This is a genomic window from Runella sp. R0.1_18 (assembly GCF_057652155.1).
Genome location: NZ_JBYFCK010000009.1, coordinates 236113 through 259292 on the forward strand (window position 1 = coordinate 236113; position 23180 = coordinate 259292).

Genomic DNA, 23180 nt, shown 5'->3' on the forward strand with positions numbered 1-23180 from the left:
GCTAAAGATACTTCATGTTTTGGTATATTTTAAAAAATCGCATCTCTGTTTTTGGGTTTATGAACTGAAATAAACAGTTGGTGGATGGTAGCCTGCATTTCGTGGATTGGGCAAAGGCAGCTAAGTTATGTATTGTACTTTTGTGTTGTCGAATCGTTAATTAGTTTTAAATCAAATCATTACATCTATTTTAACAATGAAAATAGTATTGAGTTTTGTCGCATCACTTTTCTTAATGAACGCAGCTTTTGCCCAAGCCGCCATCGAATTGACAGAGGACAAGCCTTCTGCATTGAATGGTATCGAATTTAGTTATACAGTTCGGAACGAGCGTACCGAGGAAACCTATTCGCGTTATGAAGTGTCGGTAGTAGCACAAAATAAGAGTGGGTGTATGTTGATTTACTTCAAAAAGGAGGGGGATAATTTGAGTAGCATTTTTGAAGGAGACCCGTCGGCTATTGCGCGTTTTGAATGTACGAATGCTACTGGAAAGCGCCTGACTTCCAAAGGTGCCAACGTAAAGGCCAAACCTTTTTTTGTTCCGTACACGGTAAATGGCTCGACTACCAAAGTGGAAGGGGGATATTTGCTTAAAAACGGCTCACGGGTTTCTACTGACCTCATTGTGATTGTGCCCAAAGGAGAGCGTCCCAAATTTAAGGTTCGTCCTCAAGATTTTGCAGAGCTAACAGACTAGCTTTTATTCAATAGATATGTTCACTAAACAACTCTCTTCTCAAATGAAATCAGTTCTTTTCCTTGCCATGTTGTCTTTGTCAACGATACTTATTGCCAAGCCTTTAGCTGAGGTAGTCGATGAAAAAGATGGATATTTTACCGTTGTCCTATTACAGCCAAAAAATCAAAAAACGGTAGCTCACGTAACAAAAGTAGTAGCGACTATACTAGGCGTATCTCAAAAAGAAGCCAAAGCTATCGTGGCAAGTGCGCCTGTAGTGCTCTCAAAAAATCCTACGAAAGACGAAGCGGCAACGATCAAGTCTGCTTTGGAAGCAGCGGGTGCTGAAGTGGAAGTAAAATAAAGTAGATAGGGTTTTGGGCATAACCACCAGTACGTTCGGTATTGGTGGTTTTTTGTATTTGAGCTAGGTCTTATTAGATTAACTTCCAGTTCTCTTCGTCAAAGGGCAAAAACTCCACACCCAAATAAATGTCCTCAAGCGAAAGTTGCACATCTATTGAATGAAGTTGAACGGTATCTTGCAGGTTATTGTAAGCGCGGTATTCCCAAACATCAAGCACGTTTTTGAAAAATACTTCAACCAAGGGCAGGTATTGGTGTACTAAAACGTACTCTTTTAAGGTATCAATCATGCGATAACGCATAAATTTTCCCCCACGATCGTAGGCTTCGGTGTCTTGTGACAATACCTCAACAATCACAACGGGGTTGTTGGCCGCATTCTTCAACTCTTCAAAATAAGTAACCTTGCCACAAACCACTGTAACATCAGGGTAAACATAACGATTGCGTGAAGTCGCAACGCGTAAATCACTGTTATAGGTAAAGCATCGTTTTCCTATTAAGGCATTGCCTAATCCTCTACCCACATTATTTGAAATCAAACTGTGAGTAGGTGTACCACCCGCCATGGCATAGACTTCGCCGTCGTGGTATTCGTATTTGGTGTCCGTTTCTTTTTCCAACGCAAGGTATTCTTCGATACTAGAATGTGGCTGTTTCATACTAAATCAATTTGCTGAATGGAAAAAAAGCGGCTTACCCTCAATAGGAAGGTGTAAGCCGCTTTTAGTTTTTCTATTTTGGTAAGTATTATTTTGCTCCTGCTGGGCAATGCTCTCTCAGGTACTTTGTAAACAGTGTATTTAAGTGTTTCGATGTACCATCGCCTTCGTAAATTCCGTGCGAACGATTAGGATACGGCATAAACTGAAACTGTTTGTTGTGCTTGATAAACTCATTCACCAATCGCTCAGCATTTTGGTAATGAACGTTATCGTCGCCCGTACCGTGGATATACAACAGGTTTTGGTTCGATTGTAGTTTGTGCGCGTGTGTGATGGGCGAGCCTGCCACAAAGTCCTCGCGGTTTTCTTGCGGAATCCCCATGTAGCGCTCTTGGTAAATGTTATCGTAGGTCAATTGGTCGGCTACGGCAGCTACGGCAATGCCCGTTTTGAACAAAGCAGGATATTGGAACAACAAGTTGAGGGTAGAAGAACCACCGCCGCTCCATCCGTGTACGGCCACGCGGCTGGTATCAATAAACGAATTTTTCTCAAACATAGCTTTTGCGCCCATGGCCATATCGCGGATGTTTATCACCCCAATTTTACGATAAATGGCTTTTCTCCAGTTTCTACCACGGGGAGAAGGCGTGCCACGGTTGTCAACCGATGCGTAAATGTAACCGTCTTTGGCCATGTCGCCTGCGTAGAGTCCGTTACGTCCTGTTCCCCAGCTGTCGCGCACGGTCGCGCTGGCAGGTTCGCCATAAACGGTAAAAACGATGGGGTATTTTTTGGTTGGGTCAAAGTTGGCAGGTTTCACCATCCAAGCATCCAGCTCAATACCATCTTCAGTTTTTACTTTGAAAAACTCTACTCGTTTTGGCGCATCGGCTTTGGTCGCCAATTTTTTTGAAATGTCGTCGGCGTCTTTCAAGGCTTTGTGTTCAGGTAAACGAATCCACTCATTCATGGGCGAGGTATTGGCATTAGAAAACGAATGCGAAGCCCACATGGCGTTAGGAGATAGGTCGTAGCGGTGCGAGCCAGACTGGTCGGCAGGGGTAACGCGCTCGGCTTTTTTACTGCCATCGAGCGGGGCACGGTACAAATAACTTTGCGTGGCATTGTCGGGCGACGCCATGAAATACAACTGGTTGTTTTTTTCATCTACCAACACCACCGAAATGATGTCGTAGTCACCCGCCGTAATGCACTTTTCACTTTTTCCGTCGCGTGCCACGCGGTACATGTGACGCCAGCCGTCCTTTTCGCTCATCCACAAAAACTCTTTCCCGCCGTTGATCCAATCCCAGCCTTCGGGCGTTTCGCTCCACGAATAACTACTTTTGGTTTCTACCCAAGCATCGTCGCGGTCGGTGTAAAACTCGGTTGTTTTTCCCGTTTTAATATCGGCAGCTAAAATTTTTGATTCATTTTGTTTACGATTCAACTGCTGCATAATGAGTTCTCCCGCACTTCCCCATTCCATGCGTGGAATGTAGGTGTTGCCTGGGTCGCCTGGGGTGCTCATCCATTTGGTGGGGCCGCCGTTGGCGCTCACAACACCAATTTTGTACGGTGAAGGCCGTTCACCCACTTTCGGATATTCAACAGGCACATTGAACGCATAAATCGAGTCGGTGTTGTTAATCATCAAGAAGTTGCGAATTTTGGTGGCATCAATTTGCCAATACGCAATGTTTTTGCTGTCGGGGCTCCAACGAAAGCCGTCACGACAATCAAATTCTTCTTCATAGACCCAGTCAAACGTCCCGTTGATGAGGCGGGTGGTGCCGTCTTTGGTGAGTGCGGTAATTTTGCCCGTGGCAAGGTCTTCCGAATACACATTTCGTTCACTTACGTAAGCTACTTTTTTACTATCGGGCGAAAACTTGGCGAACATAAGCGATGAAACGGGGCGACCTTTACCGAGTTGGGTAAGGGTGTTTTTATCCAAGTCTAAAACCCAATAATCACCGCGCGTATCGTAGCGCCATACGCGTTGGGTATTGGTATAAATGAGAACTTTACGGAAATCATTAGAATACGTGTAACTACGTACGTTCAAAGGGTCGGTTTTGCCCGCTGGCGTAAGTTGAGCGGCGCTTACGACTACTTTTTTTTGCAAATCAGGCAGGTTATACTGGACAATTTCCTTGTTTTCTACGCGGTAATAAGCATTTCCGTCTTTGGTCCACTGGACGCCACGGTTGAATTGTGCGAATAACGTACTGCTGATGAAGAGAAGGGTAAGAAAAAATGAGGTGTGTTTCATTGGTTACTGTATTTAGCCATTGCTTCTTTTATTTTAACAATCCGATTTTCGGGGTTAGGGTGTGTACTTTGGAACTCGGCGGGGCGCTCAGAGCCACCCGCTTGGGCCAAAATTTCCATGACCTGAATCATAGCTTCGGGGTCGCGCCCTGTCTGAATCATGTATTTAACGCCAAAATCATCCGCTTCGAGTTCATCATCGCGGCCATATTTTAGGTTCATCAAGTTGGCAACGTATTGGGCAATATATGCGCCGCTACTGGGTGAGTTGGGGTCAGACATAACGGTAGAAGCCGCCCCTGCCAATCCCCCTACCAATTCTTGCTTGGCCATTTGTTGGGCTGAATGCCGCCCCACCACGTGCCCAATTTCATGACCCAAAACGCCCGCCAATTGGTCTTCGGTTTTGAGACGTTTGAGTAAACCCATGGTGATAAAAACCTGCCCACCTGGGATGGCAAAAGCGTTGATTGTTTCGGGGTCGGCTAAGACGTGAAAGTCAAATTGGTAAGGAGAGTTTTTGGCCTCGGTACTTTGAACGATGCCTTGCCCGACTTTTTTGACCAAAAATTGTACTTTTTCATCACGGTACAGGCCACCATACTCGGCGGCCATTTGGGGCGCACTTTGTAAGCCGATGGCAACTTCTTCTTCGGGCGTGAGGCTTACTTGTTGCTTTTTGCCCGTCACGGGATTGACTTGGGTCTTGCTGAAATACCCAAAAAGCGCAACGACAGCCATGATAATCCCAATCAAAAGCCGTCCACCAATTCGCGTACGTTGCATAGATGTTTAGGGTTGAAAATCGAACTTTCCGAAAGTTACAACTTTCGGAAAGTTGAACAGTGAAAAGTATTAAAATAATAGTCCCGCAATTGTTGCCGACATATAAGAGGCTAATGTGCCACATATCAGGGCTTTAAAGCCTAAACGTGCCAAGTCAGAACGACGACTCGGAGCCAACTCACTGATGCCTCCAACTTGAATGGCGATAGAACTAAAATTGGCAAAACCACAAAGTGCGAAACTGGCAATCGCAATCGTTTTGGGGTCGAGTGACTCTTTGATTTTTACGAGGTCAAGGTAGGCGACAAACTCGTTAATAACCATTTTGGTGCCCATCAACGAACCCGCTGCTTCTACGTCTTTGGCTGGGACACCCATTGCCCAAGCAAATACGGAGAAGACTTTACCCAAAAGGAAATCGAGGCTTAGTTGTGGGAAGGCAAATAAACCGCCTGCTTTGCCAAGGCAATAGTCGAGGAGGCCAATCAAAGCGATAAAACCAATCAACATTGCCACAACGTTGAAGCCAACTTTAAGTCCTTCGCTGGCACCCGCTGCAATGGCATCGAGAAGATTGGCGTGGGCTTTTTTGATTTCTAATTTTACAACTCCTTTTGTTTCAGAAGTTTCTGTTTCTGGAAATACAATTTTGGCAATTACCAATGCCCCTGGTGCAGCCATCAGACTGGCCGCAATTAAGTAAGGAGCAGGCACACCTAATTTAATATACGTTGCCATAACCCCGCCCGCAATACAAGCAAAGCTACCCGTCATGGAAGCCAAAAGCTCAGAGTTGGTCATCCCTTTTAAATAAGGCTTAATCATGATTTGGGCTTCCACTTGTCCCACAAATGCCGAGGCAACGTTTGACAAAGCTTCCGCACCGCTGACCCCCATCAACCATTTCATAAGCCGTGCCAATACTGCCACAATGCGCTGCATCAGACCAATGTGATAGAGCATATTGACCAATACCGCTACAAAAATGATGGTAGGAATGATGCTAAAGAAAAAGATAAAACTGTTGTTTTCACCAAATGCCTTACTGAGAACGGTGGCATTGACCAAAGGACTAAACACAAACTCAGCTCCTTTGTCAGAGAAGCTCAACGTTTTTTGGACAGCACGTCCTAGCCAGTCGAAAATGTTTTGTCCGATGGTCGTTTTTAAAATAAATACGGCCAAGCCAAACTGCAAACCAAGCCCAACGCTAACCGTACGATAGTTGATGGCTTTGCGGTTGTTAGACATGGCATAAGCAATGCCCAAGATAAAAACGATACCAATGAGTCCAGTAAAACGTTCCATGAAGTGTATTTGGTGACTTATAGTTAGGTTTAAAGTTGATTGAATCAAGCGAGTAAAGATAGGAAGGGCATTTGTTTTTTGGTAATTCTTCGCCCTTTTTCCAAAAAATACTCCCTTAATTTGCCCCAAATTGGGGTAAAATTTCAACGATAGTAGGACTTTCTACAACTATTTAGCAAGAATTTTAGGGTATTTTGCTTTACAGTTTGTAGTTTTATGGCTGGAAAATTAACTCATCCTATATTAATACCATGGCGTTATTCGATTTAGATATGATGCAGGGCCTCTACGCAAAACTCGGTGAACGAGTGGAGGCGGCTCGTAACGTAGTAGGACGTCCTTTGACCTACACAGAGAAAATTTTGTACGCTCACCTTACCCAAGGTGATGCCACTACAGTTTATGAGCGCGGCAAATCATACGTTGACTTCGGACCCGACCGTGTAGCTATGCAAGATGCCACTGCTCAGATGGCCTTGTTGCAATTTATGCAGGCTGGCCGTCCGAAAGTAGCAGTTCCTTCAACTGTACACTGTGACCACTTAATTACTGCTCAAGTTGGGTCTTCGGAAGACTTAGGTAAAGCGGTAGTTGAAAACCAAGAAGTGTATGATTTCTTATCGTCGGTTTCTAATAAATACGGCATCGGCTTCTGGAAAGCAGGCGCGGGTATCATTCACCAAGTTGTGATTGAAAACTACGCTTTCCCAGGCGGTATGATGATTGGTACCGACTCACACACCGTAAACGCGGGTGGTTTGGGTATGATTGCTATTGGGGTAGGTGGTGCCGATGCGTGCGACGTAATGGCGGGCCTTCCTTGGGAGCTTAAATTCCCTAAATTAATCGGGGTTAAATTGACAGGTAAACTCAATGGCTGGACTTCTCCAAAAGACGTCATCTTGAAAGTAGCTGGTATTCTTACCGTAAAAGGTGGAACGGGTGCTATCGTAGAATACTTCGGCGAAGGAGCCACTTCGATGTCATGTACGGGTAAAGGTACTATCTGTAACATGGGTGCTGAAATCGGAGCAACGACTTCGACGTTTGCTTACGACGAGTCGATGGAGCGCTATTTGCGCGCTACAGGCCGTGACGCCGTTGCTGACCTTGCTAACTCGGTAAAAGAACACCTCACTGCGGATGCAGGCGTTTACGATGAACCAGAGAAATACTTCGATCAAGTAATCGAAATTAACCTTTCGGACCTTGAGCCACACTTGAACGGGCCTTTCACGCCAGATTTGGCTACGCCAATTTCTAAGATGAAAGAAGCCGCTGCGGCCAACGGCTGGCCAACAAAAGTTGAGGTAGGTTTGATTGGTTCTTGTACCAACTCGTCGTACGAAGACATCGCTCGTGCGGCTTCATTGGCAAAACAAGTAGCCTCTAAAAATCTTAAAACCAAGGCTGAATTTACCATTACACCAGGTTCAGAGCAAGTTCGCTACACGATTGAGCGTGATGGATTCCTCGAAACATTCGACGAAATCGGCGCGAAAGTATTTGCTAACGCTTGCGGACCTTGTATCGGTATGTGGGCACGGGTAGGCGCTGAAAAGCAAGAGCGTAACACCATCGTTCACTCATTCAACCGTAACTTTGCCAAACGTGCCGATGGTAACCCTAACACGTTGGCGTTTGTAGCTTCTCCAGAATTGGTGACTGCGCTGGCCATTGCGGGTGATTTGACTTTCAACCCATTGACGGATACACTTATCAACGAAAATGGCGAGCAAGTAACTTTAGACGCGCCAACGGGAGATGAATTGCCACCGCGTGGTTTTGACGTAGAGGATGCAGGATACCAAGCACCAGCCGAAGACGGTAGCGGTATTCAAGTAGCGGTTTCACCAACGTCAAATCGCTTGCAGTTGCTCGATCCATTTGCGGCTTGGGAAGGTACTGACCTTAAAGGTTTGAAATTGTTGATCAAAGCCAAAGGCAAGTGTACAACTGACCACATCTCAATGGCTGGGCCGTGGTTGAAGTACCGTGGTCACTTGGATAACATTTCTAATAACTTGTTGATTGGTGCGGTTAACTTCTTCAATGAGAAAACCGACAATGTAAAAAGTCAATTAACAGGAGAGTACGGGCCAGTGCCAGCGACTCAACGTGGATATAAAGCGGCTGGAATCGGCACGATTGTAGTTGGAGATGAAAACTACGGTGAGGGTTCGTCACGCGAGCACGCGGCGATGGAGCCACGCCACTTGGGAGTTCGTGCAGTATTGGTAAAATCGTTTGCCCGTATCCACGAAACGAACTTGAAGAAACAAGGAATGTTGGCGTTGACGTTTGCGGATAAAGCAGATTATGATAAAATCCAAGAAGACGATTCAATCGACATCGTTGGATTGACAGAATTTGCGCCAGGCAAGTCACTTACGTTGGTGCTTAACCATGCTGATGGCTCAAAAGATGAAATTACGGTAAACCATACCTACAATGAACAACAAATCGAGTGGTTCAAAGCAGGTGCGGCTCTTAATATCATTCGTGCGCAAGTAGCAGGAAATTAATATTATCTAGACTTCCCAAGTTTGACAATTTCACTATTGGCAACTTGGGAAGTCTTTTTCTTTTACAGACCTTCCAAGTTTAGTAATTGAATTACGTTTAAACTTGGAAGGTTTTTTGCTTTTATAAACCTTCCAAGTTTAGTGATTAAATTACGTTCAAACTTGGAAGGTTTTCTAACGCGCAGAAACCCTTTTCAAAAACGCCGTTAAATCATCCATAAACTCTTTTGGCTTCTCATAATGGACATTGTGTCCTGTATTTGGATAAATCTTATGGGTGATAAGCGTGGGATGTAGCTGCTGTAAAGCGGCATTTTCTTTCTCAAAAGGGAAAAGATCTTTGGGAGAAATTGGGTCGATGATAAGGAGGGGAACGTGCAAATTTCTATAAATAATTTGGGGTTCAATGAGTGACATTGAATTTCCAAATAAAGATGCTTTGGTAGGGCGTAAAATGGTTTCTTTGAACTCAACCTCGTTGCGCATGTGAAATAGCTTCTCGACACCCGCTCCAATCGTCCATTTGCCCTCAGAATCCTTTCCTAGCTAGGCCAACAGTTCAAATTGTGTGCCCGACGACGAATAATCGTAGTAAGCTTTGTAAGCCTCAAACTCTGTGTCGAACGTCGCAGCGGAGAATCTATTTGTAAATATACTTTTTACTTGCGTATCCAACGTACTATCAGGTAGTTGGTGATAGTGGGTATTGGTAGCTACCGACCCGCCGTCTTCGAGTACCAATCCTAACACTTTTTCGGGATAAGCACCATAAAATGCCGAGGCAATAAACCCTCCCCTCGACCAGCCCCCAATGACTGCTTTAGACAGTTTTTTGACCGACATCAAGGTTTTAATATCGTCGGCGACGTGGTACAACGAGACGTCATGGGTAGGAATGGGTGTTTGGCCGTGACCGTAATAATCAATCGCAATGACGTAATACCCTTTTTGCACCAATTCTTTTGCGAGGTCAGCAAATTCGTAGGCGTTGGTGAAGCTACCATGCACCCAAATAAAGGGCGTATGTCGAGGGTTTCCCCATTCTAGGTAGTGCATTTTTACGTTTTTGGTTTGTACGAACCCGCCGTGTTTTTGCTCAAATTGTGTAAACGCTACCCGAGCACTATCGTACCTAGCTTTGATATTAACTGGCTGAGAAGGGCTGCTTTGCGACCATAGTAAGAGGGGAAAACTGGCAAAAAACAAAAGGAAGATAAATAGACGCATGGTGTGAAAAAGCTGACAAAAGATTATAATACCTTCCAGTAACCGCCATTGTCGGGGCCAATCCGTTCGATTTTATTTTCTTTTTTAAGTTTCTCAATAGCTCGTTCTACTGAGCGAATGGCTATTTCTGTTTCTTTGGCCAATGCAGGAATTGTTATTTCAGGGTTTTCTCTCATTAATGCCAAGATTTTCACCGACGTTTTCACCGACGTTTTCACCGACGTTTTCACCGACGTAAAATGCACTTCAATCCCGCCCCAATAAAATTCATAGGTAGGGGCTGGTACATTTGCTTTTGCACATTCGTTGAGAATTTTATAAATCCCCCTTCCCCAAGATTCTATCATTCCCGCTCTGAAAAATGTATTGGCAATATCGGGATTATTGGGGCTGAAGGAATGAATATTCAAAAACTTCTCCACACTCCATCCTTCTGGAATATGACCCGTATTCCACAATGAAAGCTTATGATCATAGACTTTGATTTGAATGGGATTACAGCTGCTGTAATCTTTGTGCGCTACGGCATTGAGCAGGGCTTCGCGCAGGGCTAGGGAAAAGGGTATGTTTCGATACGTCCAATGCCTTCATAACTCACAATGGCTCGCATATACTTAGTCAAAAGTAAGTCCATTGTTTTTTCGACTTGCTCAAAAAGCGTTCCGTGAACTTCATCTTGATATAACAAATCAACTTCATTTTCAAAAAAAACAATTTTGATATAAGCCCCTGTGATGTACTTTTCAGGATCAGGATGGAAAAGCAATACAGCTGCACGTTTGATGTGCTGATTTTCAAATAGCCTTAAATGCTCTATCAATGTTTCATTGCTGGCTTCCAAGACCTATTTTTTCGACACGTTTGGAACGAGAGGCTCTTTTTCGAAAATTTTCAAACGCCCTACTCTCAAGGTCGTTGATAGTGACATTAGGGATGGGCACACTGTCCCAGTGACGGCCTGTTTTTTGGAGGATAAATTTGTTGAGGGCTGCGCCTTTCAATTCTTGCTTGGTGCTGCCGCTGCGATAGTGGTATTGTCCTTTGTAATTGACAGGGTAGGGATAAGGGTCAACAGTTATTTCAATAAATTCTAGGCCGTCTTGCTGGTGAAGGTTTACATCTACCACAATTCCGAGCACATCCCGCACTTTGTTAGGGATATCTTCCATAAGTTTGTCAGCATCTGGTACGCCCACAATGCAACCACTGTCATTCTTGCCAATGGCAATAGTACCTCCTTGTGCATTAGCAAATCCGCATATCCACTTTAGGTATTCGTCACGCCATGATTCTTTCCATTCCGTATTTTGATTTTCGGCGGCCATCTTATTTGGAAGATTATTAAGATAGTAAATATTGGGAATAAATTGACAACAGCAAGGGTAACTTGTCCGTACGTAAGCAGATTTTGGGCAAGAAAAAGCCCTCAAATTAGCGAAATTTGAGGGCTTTTGGTGGTCACGTAGGGATTCGAACCCCAAACCTTCTGATCCGTAGTCAGATGCTCTATCCAATTGAGCTACGCAACCGTGTTATTTTTTTACTTATTTCCCGTTGTTTTGGGAATGCAAAGGTAGGGGTATTTCACCCCTTTGTCAAGCCTTTTTTTGATTTTTTTTGAAAATATTTTTTGTCAAACCTGCGTTTTTGAGCTAAACGCCCTGCTTCTCAGAAAGATAAGTGTTGAAAAAAATAAAAAAAAATCTACTTTTTTTCAACAAAGCCTTCGCCCGCTGTCGCCATTGCTCGTAATTTGGGGGTGGGACGGAAGCGCTCCCCGTATATTTCGGCAAGACGGTCGCATTCGGATACGAAGGTGGAAATGCCCACGTAGTCAACAAAAGAGAGTGTGCCGCCCGTGTACGGAGGGAAGCCCCAGCCGAGAATCGACCCCAAATCGGCGTCAAGGCGCGTTCGTATCACGCCTTCTTCAAAGCACCGTACCGTTTCTATCGCCTGACGGTACAACAAACGGGTTTTTACTTCTTCCAAGGCAGGCTGTTGGGCATTGGCAGGGAATAATTCCGCTAGACCTTCCCATAGGTGTTTTTGACCGCCTTCGGGGTATTCGTAGAACCCTGCTTTGGCTTTTTTACCTAAGCGCCCCATTTCAGTAAATTGTTTCCCAATTTGGTAGCTAGTATCAGTTTCAGCCAGTACCCCGTCTTTAACGGCTTGTCTCGCGATTTTATATACCAAATCGAGTGCTACTTCGTCTGAGACTGCCAACGGCCCAACGGGCATTCCTGCCAGTTTTCCTGCGTTTTCAATCAGGACAGGGTTGACGCCGTCTTTAAGTAACTCCATTCCTTCGGAAGTGTAAGTGCCAAAACAGCGCGAAGTATAAAAACCGCGCGAGTCGTTGACAACAATCGGCGTTTTTTTGATTTTACGGGTATAATCTATCGCCACTGCTAGGGCATAGTCAGAAGTTTCTTTGCCGACAATCAATTCCACCAACATCATTTTATCGACGGGAGAAAAGAAGTGTATGCCAATGAAATTTGCAGGATTCGTCGAGGCTTTGGCAAGGCCCGTGATGGGCAAGGTGGATGTATTGGAGGCAAATACGCCGTTATTTACTAATTGAGGTTCGGCTTCTTGCGTGACGGCGGCTTTTAGCTCACGGTTTTCAAAGACGGCTTCGATGATTAGATCGCTACCCGCCAAGTCATCGGCGTTGGCTGTTGGTTTGATTAAGTCCAATACGCCTTCGGCTTTCAAGGCGTCGAATTTGCCGCGCTCTACCGCTTTTTTTAACAAGCCACGCGCGTAGTCCTTGCCTTTTTCAGCCGCATCTTGACTGACGTCTTTTAAAATGACTTCGATGCCCGCCAGCGCACTTACGTAGGCAATGCCCGCACCCATCATGCCCGCACCCAAAACACCCAATTTTTTTACGTCGGTTTTGGCCATGTCTTTGGGACGGCTTGCGCCTTTGTTGGCTTCGTTTAAGCCCAAGAACATGGTTCTAATCAAATTGCCTGCTTCTTTGGAGGTAGCAACTTTCACAAAATGACGGGCTTCAATGGCAATACCTCGGTCGATGTTGACCAACAATCCTTCGTAAACACACGACATGATGTGCTGCGTTGAAGGATAATTGCCTTTTGATTTGTCCATCATCATCGCCGTGCCTACTGTAAAAGTTTGCATTCCGACGGGGCTCAAAACCGCGCCATTAGGCACTTTATAGTTGTCTTTTGCCTGAATTTTACCCGTTTTTTTATTGATTTCGTCCCAAGGTTTTAGCGGTTTTGGATTGGCTGCAATCCACGAAAAAGCCTTTTCTAGCATTTCTTCGCGGGTTTCGGCTACGGCATCGACAATGCCCATGCCTAAAGCATCTTTGGGGGAGAGTTCTTTGCCTTCCAAAATCAATGGTAAAGCGGCCTGCATTCCGATCATGCGCGGCAATCGTTGCGTACCACCTGCCCCAGGGAGTAGCCCAACTTTTACTTCGGGAAGTCCTAGTTTGGATTTGGGGTTATTGAGGGCGACTCGGTAATGGCAAGCTAGACATATTTCCAGTCCTCCGCCCAGGGCTGTGCCATTGATGGCAGCGACTACGGGTTTGCCATTGGTTTCGATGCGGCGAAAAAGTTCGTTAAGTCCTGCGGAGATTTTGAGCATTTCGGCAGGGTCGCCTCCTTGGTTGCGCAAAATCATTTTTAGGTCAGCTCCTGCCACAAACTCGGGCTTGGAGGATGTGATGACGATTCCTTTTACCTCAGCATCGGAGAAGGCTTTTTCGAGTGCTTCTCCAAAGGCAGGAACAGAGTCGTCGTTGAGGACGTTCATGGGGGAGCTTGTCATGTTCCACACAATCATCGCTACCCCGTCTTTTATTGAATAATCAATGGCCATTGGTTGTTGGTTAAAAATGAATGGGGCTGGGGGGCTTTGTCCCTATATTTCTACAAAGGTTTAGCCTCGCTGAGGCTACTTCGTTTTTAATGCGTTTAATCTGTTCGTTGTACTTCACTACATAAACTTGAAATTGTATGCCAAAGATACAATTGGGGAGGCAAAAATTTGAAGCTGATAGGCGGTATAGGCAGTTCCTTGGGTTTTCAAAAATACCGAGTACTGATTTTTGCGCCCGTAGAGGTTATATACGGTAAAAATCCAGCTCCCAATCCAACGTTTATCTTTGAGTGAAGGGTTGTTGATTTGCCACGAAAAATCAAGCCGATGGTAGTCTTTGATTCGGCCTTGGTTGCGCTCGGCATAGTAGGGGTAGGCTTTTCCTTGGAAGCTCACAAAGCCATTGGGAATGGTGTAAGGGCGACCTGTGCCGTAGGTAAAAGTCAAAGAGAGGCTGTGGTATTTATTCTCGCTGAAATTGAGCGACATATTGACGTTGTGTGGGCGGTCGAAGTTGGCAGGATACCATTTGCCATCGTTGATACGTTCGCTAAAACGTGGGCCTTCATCCACCAAATTAAATACCCTTGAGTAGGTATAGTTGACCCAACCCGTCATTTCGCCTCGTTTCTTGGTGAGCATTAATTCTAAGCCGTACGATTTGCTACGACCCTGCAATACCTGGGTCTCGATGTAATTTTGCAACAAAAAATCGGCACCAGGTTTAAAGTCTAGTACGTTTTGGGTGGCGCGGTAGTAAGCTTCTACTGAAAATTCATAGATGTTATTTTTAAGATTTTTGAAATAACCAATTGTCCACAACTGACTCACTTGCGGCCGAATGTGGGCATCACTCATTTTCCAACGCGACGTGGGAAGGGGAGTGGTGGTGTTGGAGACTACTTGTAAATATTGACGCATGAGGTTGTAGCCAAACTTTACCGACGACAGTTCGTTGATGTTATAGCGTAATCCCACGCGTGGCTCAAAACCTCCGTAGGTTTGGAGGGATTTGCCGCTTCCGTAAAAAGTGGAGTCGATGATGCTGGCTTCGGATTTTGGGCTACCGTCGGTGTACGAACGCACAGCGGCGGGGCCTAAAGCCATAAAATACGAATAACGCAGTCCTACCGAAACAGTTGTTTTGGGATTTAGAGTGATTTCATCTTCGGCGTGTAATGCCAGCTCAAGTCCATATTCGGTGGGTACACGCAGGGGATTTACGCGGTCGTTGACGCCAGGGTTAAGGTTGCCAGGCTGTAGCTGATAATGGGTCATGTTTGCCCCAAATTCTATTTTGTGGTCTTTGTTTGGGGTATAGTTAAAATTGGTCTTTGCTTGGCGCTGAAGGATTTCGGAGCCAATTGTTACTTTATTATCGCTGTTGAGTTCGGGTAAAAGGATGGTGGGACGATATTGGCTAAAAACGGCGGTGGTTTGCACGTTGAGTCGGTCATGAAAAGCATGAAACCAGCGAGCGGTAAAATTGAGGGTGTTATAAGCGTATTGAGTAGAAACAGAGTTGATGTTGTTGATGCCACCTAGCAGGTCGGTTTGGAAGAAATCGGTGCTGTAATAATTGGACAATGAAAAGGTGTTTTTATCATTGATTTTCCAAAAGAGCTTGGCGGCGGCATCCCCAAAACTTGCCCGAATGTTTTTTAATTTTTGAGGCCCCCACTGAAACGCAAAATCGTTGAATGCCCCGCGTCCTGTTATCAATAACCCCACTTTTTCTTTGACCAGAGGAATTTCGGCGGTCAAACGGTTGGCAACGAAACTGATGCCACCTTGGAGTTTAAATTTATCCAATGATGGATTAGCCATTGAAATATCAAGCACTGATGCTGCACGCCCGCCAAACCGAGCGGGGGAAGTGCCTTTGTATAATTCCATGCTCGAAACAGCATCGGGCGGAAAAACAGAAAATAGCCCAAACAAGTGGGTGGGGTTAAAAATCGGGGCGTCGTCGAGTAAAATAAGGTTTTGATCAACGGCACCACCCCTGATATTGACGCCGTTGGAGGCTTCCCCCACCGAAGTGACCCCAGGTAGCATTTGCAGACTTCGCAGTACATCTACTTCTCCCATAATAGCAGGGAGGCGTTTGATAGTTTTTATGTTTAGCTGTGTCACTCCCAGCAGTGGACGAGCAACATTTTGGTCCACCGCTTGGGTCGAAATAACGACCTCTTCCAGCTCTTTTGCCACGTTGAGAAGTTTTACATCCAAGCGAATATTTTGATCAAGCCTAAATTTTAGGCGGTGTGGTCGGTATCCTAATCGGCTGATAACTAAGGTGTATTCGGCTTCACTAAGCATGATGGTGAAGGTTCCTGTAGAATCGGTATAAAGACCCGATTTGTCAAAGTTTAGGCGAATAGCGGCATTGCTGATAAGTTCGCCCGTCAGCGAATCTCTAACGATGCCACTCAGTTCAAATGGTCGGGTGGGGGCTTGTTTGACGCGTTGTTGGGCCGCCGCCATCCCTATTCCTGCGATTAGCCAGAGAAAAAAAAGTAGCCTTATTTTCATTTTTACAAAAGCCATCCTTCGGGGCGAGTTGGGGTTCGGGTATTACTTTTAACACAAGGTGCCAAGGGCGGCCTGGACTCAAACAAAGGTGGCATAGGGGGTGAATCTGGTTCAAGAGAAGGCTCTCGGCCAAGCATAAGGTACTTATAAGCGTTAGAATAAGGGCGTTTGTCAATAAAATGGCGGGATTTTGCCACTCCTGCCGTCCCGAAATAGCCAACTACTTCTTCGGTACTGTCATCTATGTTTCTAACATTGCCGATAATTGCAGAGGGAGGAGTATCGGTCAGATTACCAGTATTCTGGGCTTGGTCTCGTAGGAGTTTGTAATATTCGTAGGCATTAGGAGAAATGGATAATTGCTGGATTTCGACCAGCGCTGCCCGATTGGCAAATCCCCCCCCCATAGAATAGAACGGAATTTTAGCAACTTGTTGGGCCTGAACTTGGCGACCATTGGAATAAATATCCGAAAAGACGGTAATTTCATTACTGTAAAAAATCTCCCAACAAGGTGCATCACATCGATAGTCGTATATCATCCGACTGTTACGCTCAGGAATACACACGAAAGTTTTTGAGTCCAGTTTTCCGCCTTCGCAAGTGGCACATAAGCCTTGCTCTTCGTAGTCTGTCCAGCGCCACAAATAGAAGTTGCGCTCATTGGCGGGGTCTTTAAAATCAACGTAAACATCTAACGAAGAAAAAGCAACGCGTTTTCCTGTGCGGTCCAGGATGCCGTCACGGTTGTATTTGTGGTAGATTTTATCAATTTCAGGGGATGCCCTCAGCTGCTCTTTTTCTGACTCATATACTTTTCCAGTGGGGGTTCGGAAATGTAATTGGTAGGTTTGACCGACTTGGCCATTAAAAGTAGCTGGTGCTGTATAGACGCCACTTTCGTATTCGGTTAGTTTTACAACCGAACCGTCGCCTACTCTGACTTCGACTTCACAATTTCGCAGTGGGACTGAATAATAGGTGGCATTTTCTGAACGAGCCGTTTTTAAGGTGACAGTCAGACCGTATCCATTGGTTACGAATCCATCCACTGTGATGACATCCGAATTGAAATGATAGTTTACCTCATAGACTTCAACGCACGAAACCCACAGCAAACAGAGAACAATAAAGGTGATGGCTCTTGGTAAAAACATTTTTAAATGTAAGATTTTAAGATGAGTTTTCTGAGGAATATCTTATTCAGTCTTTTTATTTTACTACAATGTGCAGACTAATCAGGTTATTTTATAGATGAATGGATGGGAAGAGGCTCACTTTTTTCGTTGGGAAATGGCAGTTCCATTGTGTAAATTACCCCCAAATTCTAAAAACCATTTTCGATGAAAAACCTCATTCCCAGCACCCTAGTGGTATGTTTGGCTTTGGGAGCGTGCAAAACCACTCCCGAACAAACAAAAGTTCTCACCCAAGCCGAATTTCCTGCCGCTCCCGTTGCCGCCAAAAAGCCCCAAACTTTTACCAACCACGGCTATCAGCGCGTGGACGACTACTATTGGCTCAAAGACAAAAAGAACCCTGAAACAATTGCTTATCTAAAAGCTGAAAATGCCTATGCTGATACGGTGATGGCTTCAACCAAAGCGCTTCAAAAAACGCTTTTTGACGAAATGAAGGGCCGCATCAAAGAAGAAGATCAGTCGGTGCCGTCGTTCGACAATGGCTATTTTTACTATTCTCGCGTTGGAAAAGGCCAACAATACAGCGTTCATTGTCGCAAAAAAGGCAGCCTTGACGCCGCCGAGGAGGTCATTTTTGACGAAAACAAAATGGCTGAAGGCAAGGGCGCATTCATCATGGGTGGTTATGAAGTAAGCGACAACAACAACATCGCGGCTTACGTCAGCAACACGACAGGTTCTTATGCGGAGTTTGAGCTTCGTTTCCGTGACTTACAAACGGGTAAAGATCTACCCGACGTTATCAGTCGCATGGGAGGTAGCCTTGCTTGGGCAGCTGATAACCAAACAGTGTTTTATTCGGTGCCTAATGCTGCCCTTCGTTCGCACAAAATTTATAAACATGTAGTCGGAAGCAAAGCCAAAGACGAATTGGTATATGAAGAAAAAGACGAGTTATTTAACTGCTATGTAGGTCGTTCCAAAACCAAACGCATCATTGCGATTCAGTCGGGAAGCTTTACCAGCAGCGATACCCGAATCCTGCCCGCTGACCAGCCCAATGGAAAGTTTACGCTGTTTTTGCCACGTCAAAAAGATGTTGAATACAACCTTACCGACCACCCTGCGCATTACTATGTGTCGTGGAAAGACCCGCAAAACAAAAACCAAAAGATATACGAATTGCCCAAGGAAGGATACCAAAATCGCAGTACTTGGAAGGAGATTGTTGCACATGACCCCAAAGCAAAAATCGAAGGGATAGATATTTTTGAAAAGTATATGATTATCACCAAACGAATCAATGGGTTGCTAGAGATGCAGGTACGGGAATTGACAACGGGCAATAGCAAAACGATTTCGTTTCCCGAACCTGTCTATACCGCCTATCCGATGGGTACGCCTGATTTTAGTTCGACGAAATTCCGTTACGCTTATACTTCGCTCAACCGCCCTACCACGACCTACGACTACGATATGTTGACCAACACTAGCACAAAGCTCAAAGAACGTGAAGTGCCAAGCGGCTTTAATCCTGACGAATATGAAGTAAAACGACTTTGGGCGACGGCGAAAGATGGTGTTAAAGTACCGATGGCTGTAGTTCACAAAAAAGGAATAACCCTCGACGGGACGAACCCTTGTTTGTTGTATTCGTATGGTTCGTACGGGTATTCGTCGGATGCGGGCTTCAATGCCAACGTCTTTAGCTTGGTCAACCGTGGGTTTGTCTATGTCATTGCGCAGATTCGTGGTGGGTCTGACTTGGGCGAACAATGGTACGAAGACGGGAAATTGCAGAAAAAAATGAACACGTTCACCGATTTTATTGCCTGCGCTGAGCACCTCATAAAGGATAAATATACATCTCCCGAAAAACTGGCCATCAACGGTGGAAGTGCGGGGGGCTTGTTGGTAGGAGCAGTGACCAACCTACGTCCTGATTTGTTTAAAGTAGTAGTGGCAGAAGTACCTTTTGTGGATGTGATTAATACCATGCTTGATCCTAACCTTCCACTGACGACCCAAGAATACGAACAATGGGGCAACCCCAACGTAAAAGCTGATTACGATTATATCATGACGTACTCACCTTACGATAACCTCAAAAAAGGGAGTTATCCCAACATTTTGGCTACGGGTGGTTTAAATGACTCGCAAGTTGGTTTTCATGAACCTGCCAAATGGGTCGCCAAAATTCGTACCCTTAAAACTGACCAAAATGTAGTTCTGCTCAAGACCAACATGGATTCAGGCCACGGTGGTTCGACGGGGCGTTTTGATTACCTCAAAGACGAAGCCTTTAACTACGCCTTTATCCTTAGTCGATTGGGAATTGGTCAATAGATTGCTTTGCTGTTTTATTTTTAGTTATCCAACCACTAAATAATCAATTAAAATGCTTGATGTAGTAATTCCTTTGATTTCACTTATTGCCCTAGAAGTTATTCTTGGGATTGATAATATCATATTTATATCCATTTTAGCTGATAAATTACCCGAAAATCAGAGGAATAAGCTTAGGGTTTGGGGAATTGGCTTGGCCATGGTAATGCGCCTATGTTTATTGGCTTTTATTTCTTGGATTTTAAAATTAGACCAAACGTTATTCACCCTACTAGATATTCCTTTTTCAGGGAAAGGGCTGATTTTGATTGGTGGAGGATTGTTTCTTCTTTATAAAAGTACCAAAGAAATTTACCATAAAACAGAAGCTAATAAAAATGACACAGCTCTAACTGCTAAAAAAAGTACCTTCAATCAGTTACTTGCAGAGGTTATTGTGCTGGATTTGGTGTTTTCTATCGACTCTATTATTACGGCAGTTGGAATGGTTCAGGAGCTTTGGGTGATGTACACGGCGGTTATCGTTACGGTGGGTATTATGTTGGTTGCCTCAAAGCCCATAAGTGAGTTTATCAGAAAGCATCCATCCTTCAAAATATTGGCACTCTGCTTTTTAATGATGATTGGCGTGGCATTGTTAGCCGAAGGTTTTCATTTTAAAATTCCTAAAGGATATATCTATTTCTCGATGGCATTTGCCTTTTTGGTGGATATAATCCAAATGAAAACGATTAAGCCACAGAAGGATTAAAAAGGTATCTTAAACTTGGAAAGTTTTTTATTTAGACTTTCCAAGTTTAACTGTTGTGTAACGAACAAACTTGGAAAGTTTTTTATTTAGACTTTCCAAGTTTAACTGTTGTGTAACGAACAAGCTTGGAAAGTTTTTTATTTAGGCTTTCCAAGTTTAACTGTTGTGTAACGAACAAACTTGGAAAGTCTTTTTTGCTTAAAAGTTTTTAGTCAACTCAATATTCAACTGACGATTTTCTTTGGCGGCTTTTACGTCCATTCTACTACCGAGAACTACTCCCAAACCCAGCCCAATGGGTAACCCCAGCCCTAAGAGCCCCATGTTTTTGGTAGCCGTCCCTATCGCAACGCCAATAGGAAGGCCAATCGCCGCCATGCCCGTGCTCATCCAAAGGGTTTGATAATACTTTTTAGGAACAATCTTAACTTCTTTGGCCAACAGGTTGATGATTTTTGATTGCTTCATTTTAATAAATTTCCCAAAATTTGCTCCCGAACCCGTGAATGAGTTGATTTCGTTTACTTCCGTATTGATACGGTCGATGAGCTGGGAAGGAATTTCTTTCTTTCTTAACTCAATGAGTAACGTATCAAATTGGTTGTAAGTAGCTTCTAATTTAGGGGTATTGCTAAGCTCAATTTGAGAAGATAAATTTTTGATTGACATAAATTTATTAGTTTAGGTGGGCGAAAGATGTAGTTAGGTTTTTGAAAAGACTGGAAATTTTGGCCAATAACTTGTCGTTAGAAAAAGTATTGGCCAAAATGAAATAAAACTATTGTCCAATCACAATTTCTTTTTCTTGATAACCTCCCCGCGTTGAAAGCAGTTTAATTTTGGCTTTAACACTCCCTGTTTGGTTAAGTTTTACGCGAAAAATTCCCTCTTTGGTTTCGTTTGGAGCGGTATAACCCGCAAAAATGGTTTTATCAAATAAGGTTGGTTGTGTAATAACTACTTTTGCTTCTTCAAAACCTTTCAACAAGTTTTTATCAATGTCGAGGGTAAGGCGGTCTTCCTGAACGATTTTGACGCGTTTGGCCTGTTCCAACGCCACGGGAAGTTTTCCAGTGTTACTCCATTTAACTCGAATTTCGTATTCTTTGTTGGGAAGGGCTTTCACTGATACGTCTTTGAACTCTACCTGTGGAAGCTCCAGTGCCATGCCTAAGTTGAAGAGCGATTGTTTCGAAATCCAGGTTTCCAAGTTCCAAGCGGGGCCGTTTTGCGCAAAAAATTTAGGGTGAAAACCGCCAATTTCTACTTCGCCCAACACGGGATGTGTAAGTTTAGACCAAGGCTTGAAACCGTTCTTTTTGTTGGCTTCATCGTCCCACATTAGGCCGTCATATTCGTCGTATTGGCCATCTTTATCGTAATCTTTCATGGCGCCACCGTTCCAAAGTTCATCGCCGTACCAGATTGAACCGTAATAAAAATACCCAAAATCAGGGCCGTGGCCAAACAGCGGCTGAGGCTTGGAAGGATCACCCGTGACGCGGTCGGTTTTGCTGCGCGTGGCATAGGTATAATACACATCGCCCGCCCAAGGGTAGTTGGTGTGCGATAGTCCTAGGCTGTCCATGTGTTTGTAGATAGCAAGGTCAGCGGGAAACATACTTTCTTCACTTTTCGACGTTGATGGTGGGCGCAAGTGCATAGGCACGCGGGTATCCATCGAATTGACTACTGAAATATTGGGATGTTGGAGCAGCCATAGTACGGTGGAACGGGTTTCAATCTCGCTCAACGGATACTCACCTGCTCCGCCTTGGGTATAGCCTCGACCAGTGAGGTCGCCGCCTTGGTCGGGACGCCAGTTTTCGGGGTAGTTGCGGTGATTGTCGAGGCCGCCAATCCCGTCTTCGTTGTACTTGCCATCGCCGTCATTGTCAATGCCTTCGGTATAGACGAGCCATTCTCCTTTGCCTTCTTGCACGCGTTTCATCAAGCGAGAATCGCGCGGGTCTAGGATAAAGTCAGCCTTTTCTTTTTCGGCTTTTGTAACGGCTTTTTTACGAATCTGATAAATTACCCCATCACCATCGAGGTCTTCCTCGGGGTCTTCGTCGAGCAAACCGTCGCGGTCATCGTCTTTGGGATGTACAGTACTGCGGTTGCGTTGGGCCGAAAACAAATACATCGTTGACCCATCGGGGTTATTTTCGGGGCGAAGGTAAATGGTTTTTGTATCAATCAACTTGGTGATGGCGGCGTCTTTGCCGTAGTTGTCGAGTAGGTGTTTGGTGAGCCACAAAATGGCCTCACTGCTGGTTACTTCACCGCTGTGGCGTCCTGCTTCAAAGTAAGCAGCGGGCTTGTCGGTATGTTTGCCCGTTTTTTTATTTGTGAGGGTCATTTGAAGAATTGGGCGTCCTTCATAACTTTTGGCAACTTCGTATAAATCAACGAGATTGGGGTATTGTTCAGCCCATTTTCGGTACCAATGATACATCACATCGGGCGAGTGGTAAACGTCAAAAGCGAGTTTGTCGGAGGGGGTGTATTGGACGTCTTTGAAGTAATGTTTTTTAAAAAAACTCACGCCATGCCGTTCACCCTTAACGGTGTAGAATTTGTTAGCAGTGTCTTGTTCAGGCCATTTTGGTTCGGGGTAATAAGGTCTTTGTGCCCAAATACTGACAGAAATCAGTAGGAGAGAAAGAGTAGAAAGGTTTTTCATTGGATTTTATGAAGTGT

19 protein-coding genes and 1 tRNA gene are annotated in these 23180 nt (G+C 44.7%); 5 read left to right on the plus strand and 15 right to left on the minus strand.

Translation table 11 applies throughout. From position 1 onward, the window contains the following. Nucleotides 1–196: 196 nt before the first annotated feature. Both AC23P2_RS17515 and AC23P2_RS17520 read left to right on the plus strand, forming a co-directional pair. Complete coding sequence (locus tag AC23P2_RS17515; protein WP_487774394.1) at nucleotides 197–700, plus strand: ABC transporter permease; 504 nt, start codon at nucleotides 197–199, stop codon at nucleotides 698–700. A gap of 43 nt (nucleotides 701–743) precedes the next feature. Further along, nucleotides 744–1046: a ribosomal protein L7/L12 gene (locus tag AC23P2_RS17520; RefSeq protein ID WP_487774395.1), complete on the plus strand. Its 303-nt coding sequence runs from the start codon at nucleotides 744–746 to the stop codon at nucleotides 1044–1046. Nucleotides 1047–1119: 73 nt separating this feature from the next. Here the strand turns inward: AC23P2_RS17520 and AC23P2_RS17525 are convergent, their stop codons facing one another. The 4 genes from AC23P2_RS17525 to AC23P2_RS17540 all read right to left on the minus strand — a co-directional run bounded on the left by AC23P2_RS17525 (nucleotide 1120) and on the right by AC23P2_RS17540 (nucleotide 6084). Further along, the gene (locus AC23P2_RS17525) at nucleotides 1120–1710 is read right to left on the minus strand and encodes a Uma2 family endonuclease (RefSeq protein WP_487774396.1); all 591 of its coding nucleotides are present in this window, start codon (nucleotides 1708–1710) and stop codon (nucleotides 1120–1122) included. Nucleotides 1711–1798: 88 nt separating this feature from the next. Continuing rightward, nucleotides 1799–3991, minus strand: a complete 2193-nt coding sequence (locus AC23P2_RS17530; RefSeq protein WP_487774397.1) for a S9 family peptidase — start codon at nucleotides 3989–3991, stop codon at nucleotides 1799–1801. Continuing rightward, nucleotides 3988–4776: a M48 family metalloprotease gene (locus tag AC23P2_RS17535; protein ID WP_487774398.1), complete on the minus strand. Its 789-nt coding sequence runs from the start codon at nucleotides 4774–4776 to the stop codon at nucleotides 3988–3990. The genes AC23P2_RS17530 and AC23P2_RS17535 overlap by 4 nt, the downstream gene beginning before the upstream one ends. A 69-nt stretch (nucleotides 4777–4845) precedes the next feature. After that, on the minus strand, nucleotides 4846–6084 hold the full coding sequence (locus tag AC23P2_RS17540; RefSeq protein WP_487774399.1) for a NupC/NupG family nucleoside CNT transporter: 1239 nt from the start codon (nucleotides 6082–6084) through the stop codon (nucleotides 4846–4848). A gap of 251 nt (nucleotides 6085–6335) precedes the next feature. Between AC23P2_RS17540 and AC23P2_RS17545 the strand changes: the two genes are divergently transcribed. Continuing rightward, the gene (locus AC23P2_RS17545; RefSeq protein ID WP_487774400.1) at nucleotides 6336–8609 is read left to right on the plus strand and encodes an aconitate hydratase; all 2274 of its coding nucleotides are present in this window, start codon (nucleotides 6336–6338) and stop codon (nucleotides 8607–8609) included. Nucleotides 8610–8783: 174 nt separating this feature from the next. Here the strand turns inward: AC23P2_RS17545 and AC23P2_RS17550 are convergent, their stop codons facing one another. The 9 genes from AC23P2_RS17550 to AC23P2_RS17590 form a co-directional block, all read right to left on the minus strand. Next, complete coding sequence (locus AC23P2_RS17550) at nucleotides 8784–9095, minus strand: alpha/beta fold hydrolase (protein ID WP_487774401.1); 312 nt, start codon at nucleotides 9093–9095, stop codon at nucleotides 8784–8786. A gap of 60 nt (nucleotides 9096–9155) precedes the next feature. Further along, nucleotides 9156–9836, minus strand: coding sequence for an alpha/beta fold hydrolase (locus tag AC23P2_RS17555; RefSeq protein ID WP_487774402.1), 681 nt, complete (start codon nucleotides 9834–9836; stop codon nucleotides 9156–9158). A 23-nt stretch (nucleotides 9837–9859) separates the two neighbouring features. Continuing rightward, nucleotides 9860–10402, minus strand: a complete 543-nt coding sequence (locus tag AC23P2_RS17560) for an ATP-binding protein (protein WP_487774417.1) — start codon at nucleotides 10400–10402, stop codon at nucleotides 9860–9862. Further along, nucleotides 10387–10656, minus strand: a complete 270-nt coding sequence (locus AC23P2_RS17565) for a hypothetical protein (protein ID WP_487774403.1) — start codon at nucleotides 10654–10656, stop codon at nucleotides 10387–10389. The genes AC23P2_RS17560 and AC23P2_RS17565 overlap by 16 nt, the downstream gene beginning before the upstream one ends. Nucleotides 10657–10660: 4 nt before the next feature. After that, a complete protein-coding gene (locus AC23P2_RS17570) occupies nucleotides 10661–11161 on the minus strand; it encodes an AlbA family DNA-binding domain-containing protein (protein WP_487774404.1) in 501 nt (166 codons plus the stop codon). A 127-nt stretch (nucleotides 11162–11288) separates the two neighbouring features. Continuing rightward, nucleotides 11289–11365 (minus strand) — tRNA-Arg (locus AC23P2_RS17575). Nucleotides 11366–11540: 175 nt separating this feature from the next. Beyond that, entirely contained in the window at nucleotides 11541–13703 is a 2163-nt protein-coding gene (locus tag AC23P2_RS17580) for a 3-hydroxyacyl-CoA dehydrogenase NAD-binding domain-containing protein (RefSeq protein ID WP_487774405.1), read from the minus strand. A 117-nt stretch (nucleotides 13704–13820) separates the two neighbouring features. After that, a complete protein-coding gene (locus AC23P2_RS17585; RefSeq protein WP_487774406.1) occupies nucleotides 13821–16238 on the minus strand; it encodes a TonB-dependent receptor in 2418 nt (805 codons plus the stop codon). Between the two features lie 2 nt (nucleotides 16239–16240). Beyond that, nucleotides 16241–17395: a DUF4249 domain-containing protein gene (locus AC23P2_RS17590; protein WP_487774407.1), complete on the minus strand. Its 1155-nt coding sequence runs from the start codon at nucleotides 17393–17395 to the stop codon at nucleotides 16241–16243. A 186-nt stretch (nucleotides 17396–17581) separates the two neighbouring features. Here AC23P2_RS17590 and AC23P2_RS17595 point away from each other — a divergent pair, with 186 nt between their 5' ends. Both AC23P2_RS17595 and AC23P2_RS17600 read left to right on the plus strand, forming a co-directional pair. Next, complete coding sequence (locus AC23P2_RS17595; protein ID WP_487774408.1) at nucleotides 17582–19726, plus strand: S9 family peptidase; 2145 nt, start codon at nucleotides 17582–17584, stop codon at nucleotides 19724–19726. Between the two features lie 52 nt (nucleotides 19727–19778). After that, complete coding sequence (locus tag AC23P2_RS17600; protein WP_487774409.1) at nucleotides 19779–20477, plus strand: TerC family protein; 699 nt, start codon at nucleotides 19779–19781, stop codon at nucleotides 20475–20477. Nucleotides 20478–20675: 198 nt separating this feature from the next. Here the strand turns inward: AC23P2_RS17600 and AC23P2_RS17605 are convergent, their stop codons facing one another. Both AC23P2_RS17605 and AC23P2_RS17610 read right to left on the minus strand, forming a co-directional pair. Further along, on the minus strand, nucleotides 20676–21146 hold the full coding sequence (locus tag AC23P2_RS17605) for a hypothetical protein (RefSeq protein ID WP_487774410.1): 471 nt from the start codon (nucleotides 21144–21146) through the stop codon (nucleotides 20676–20678). A 109-nt stretch (nucleotides 21147–21255) separates the two neighbouring features. Beyond that, entirely contained in the window at nucleotides 21256–23163 is a 1908-nt protein-coding gene (locus AC23P2_RS17610; RefSeq protein ID WP_487774411.1) for a M14 family metallopeptidase, read from the minus strand. Nucleotides 23164–23180: the final 17 nt, after the last annotated feature.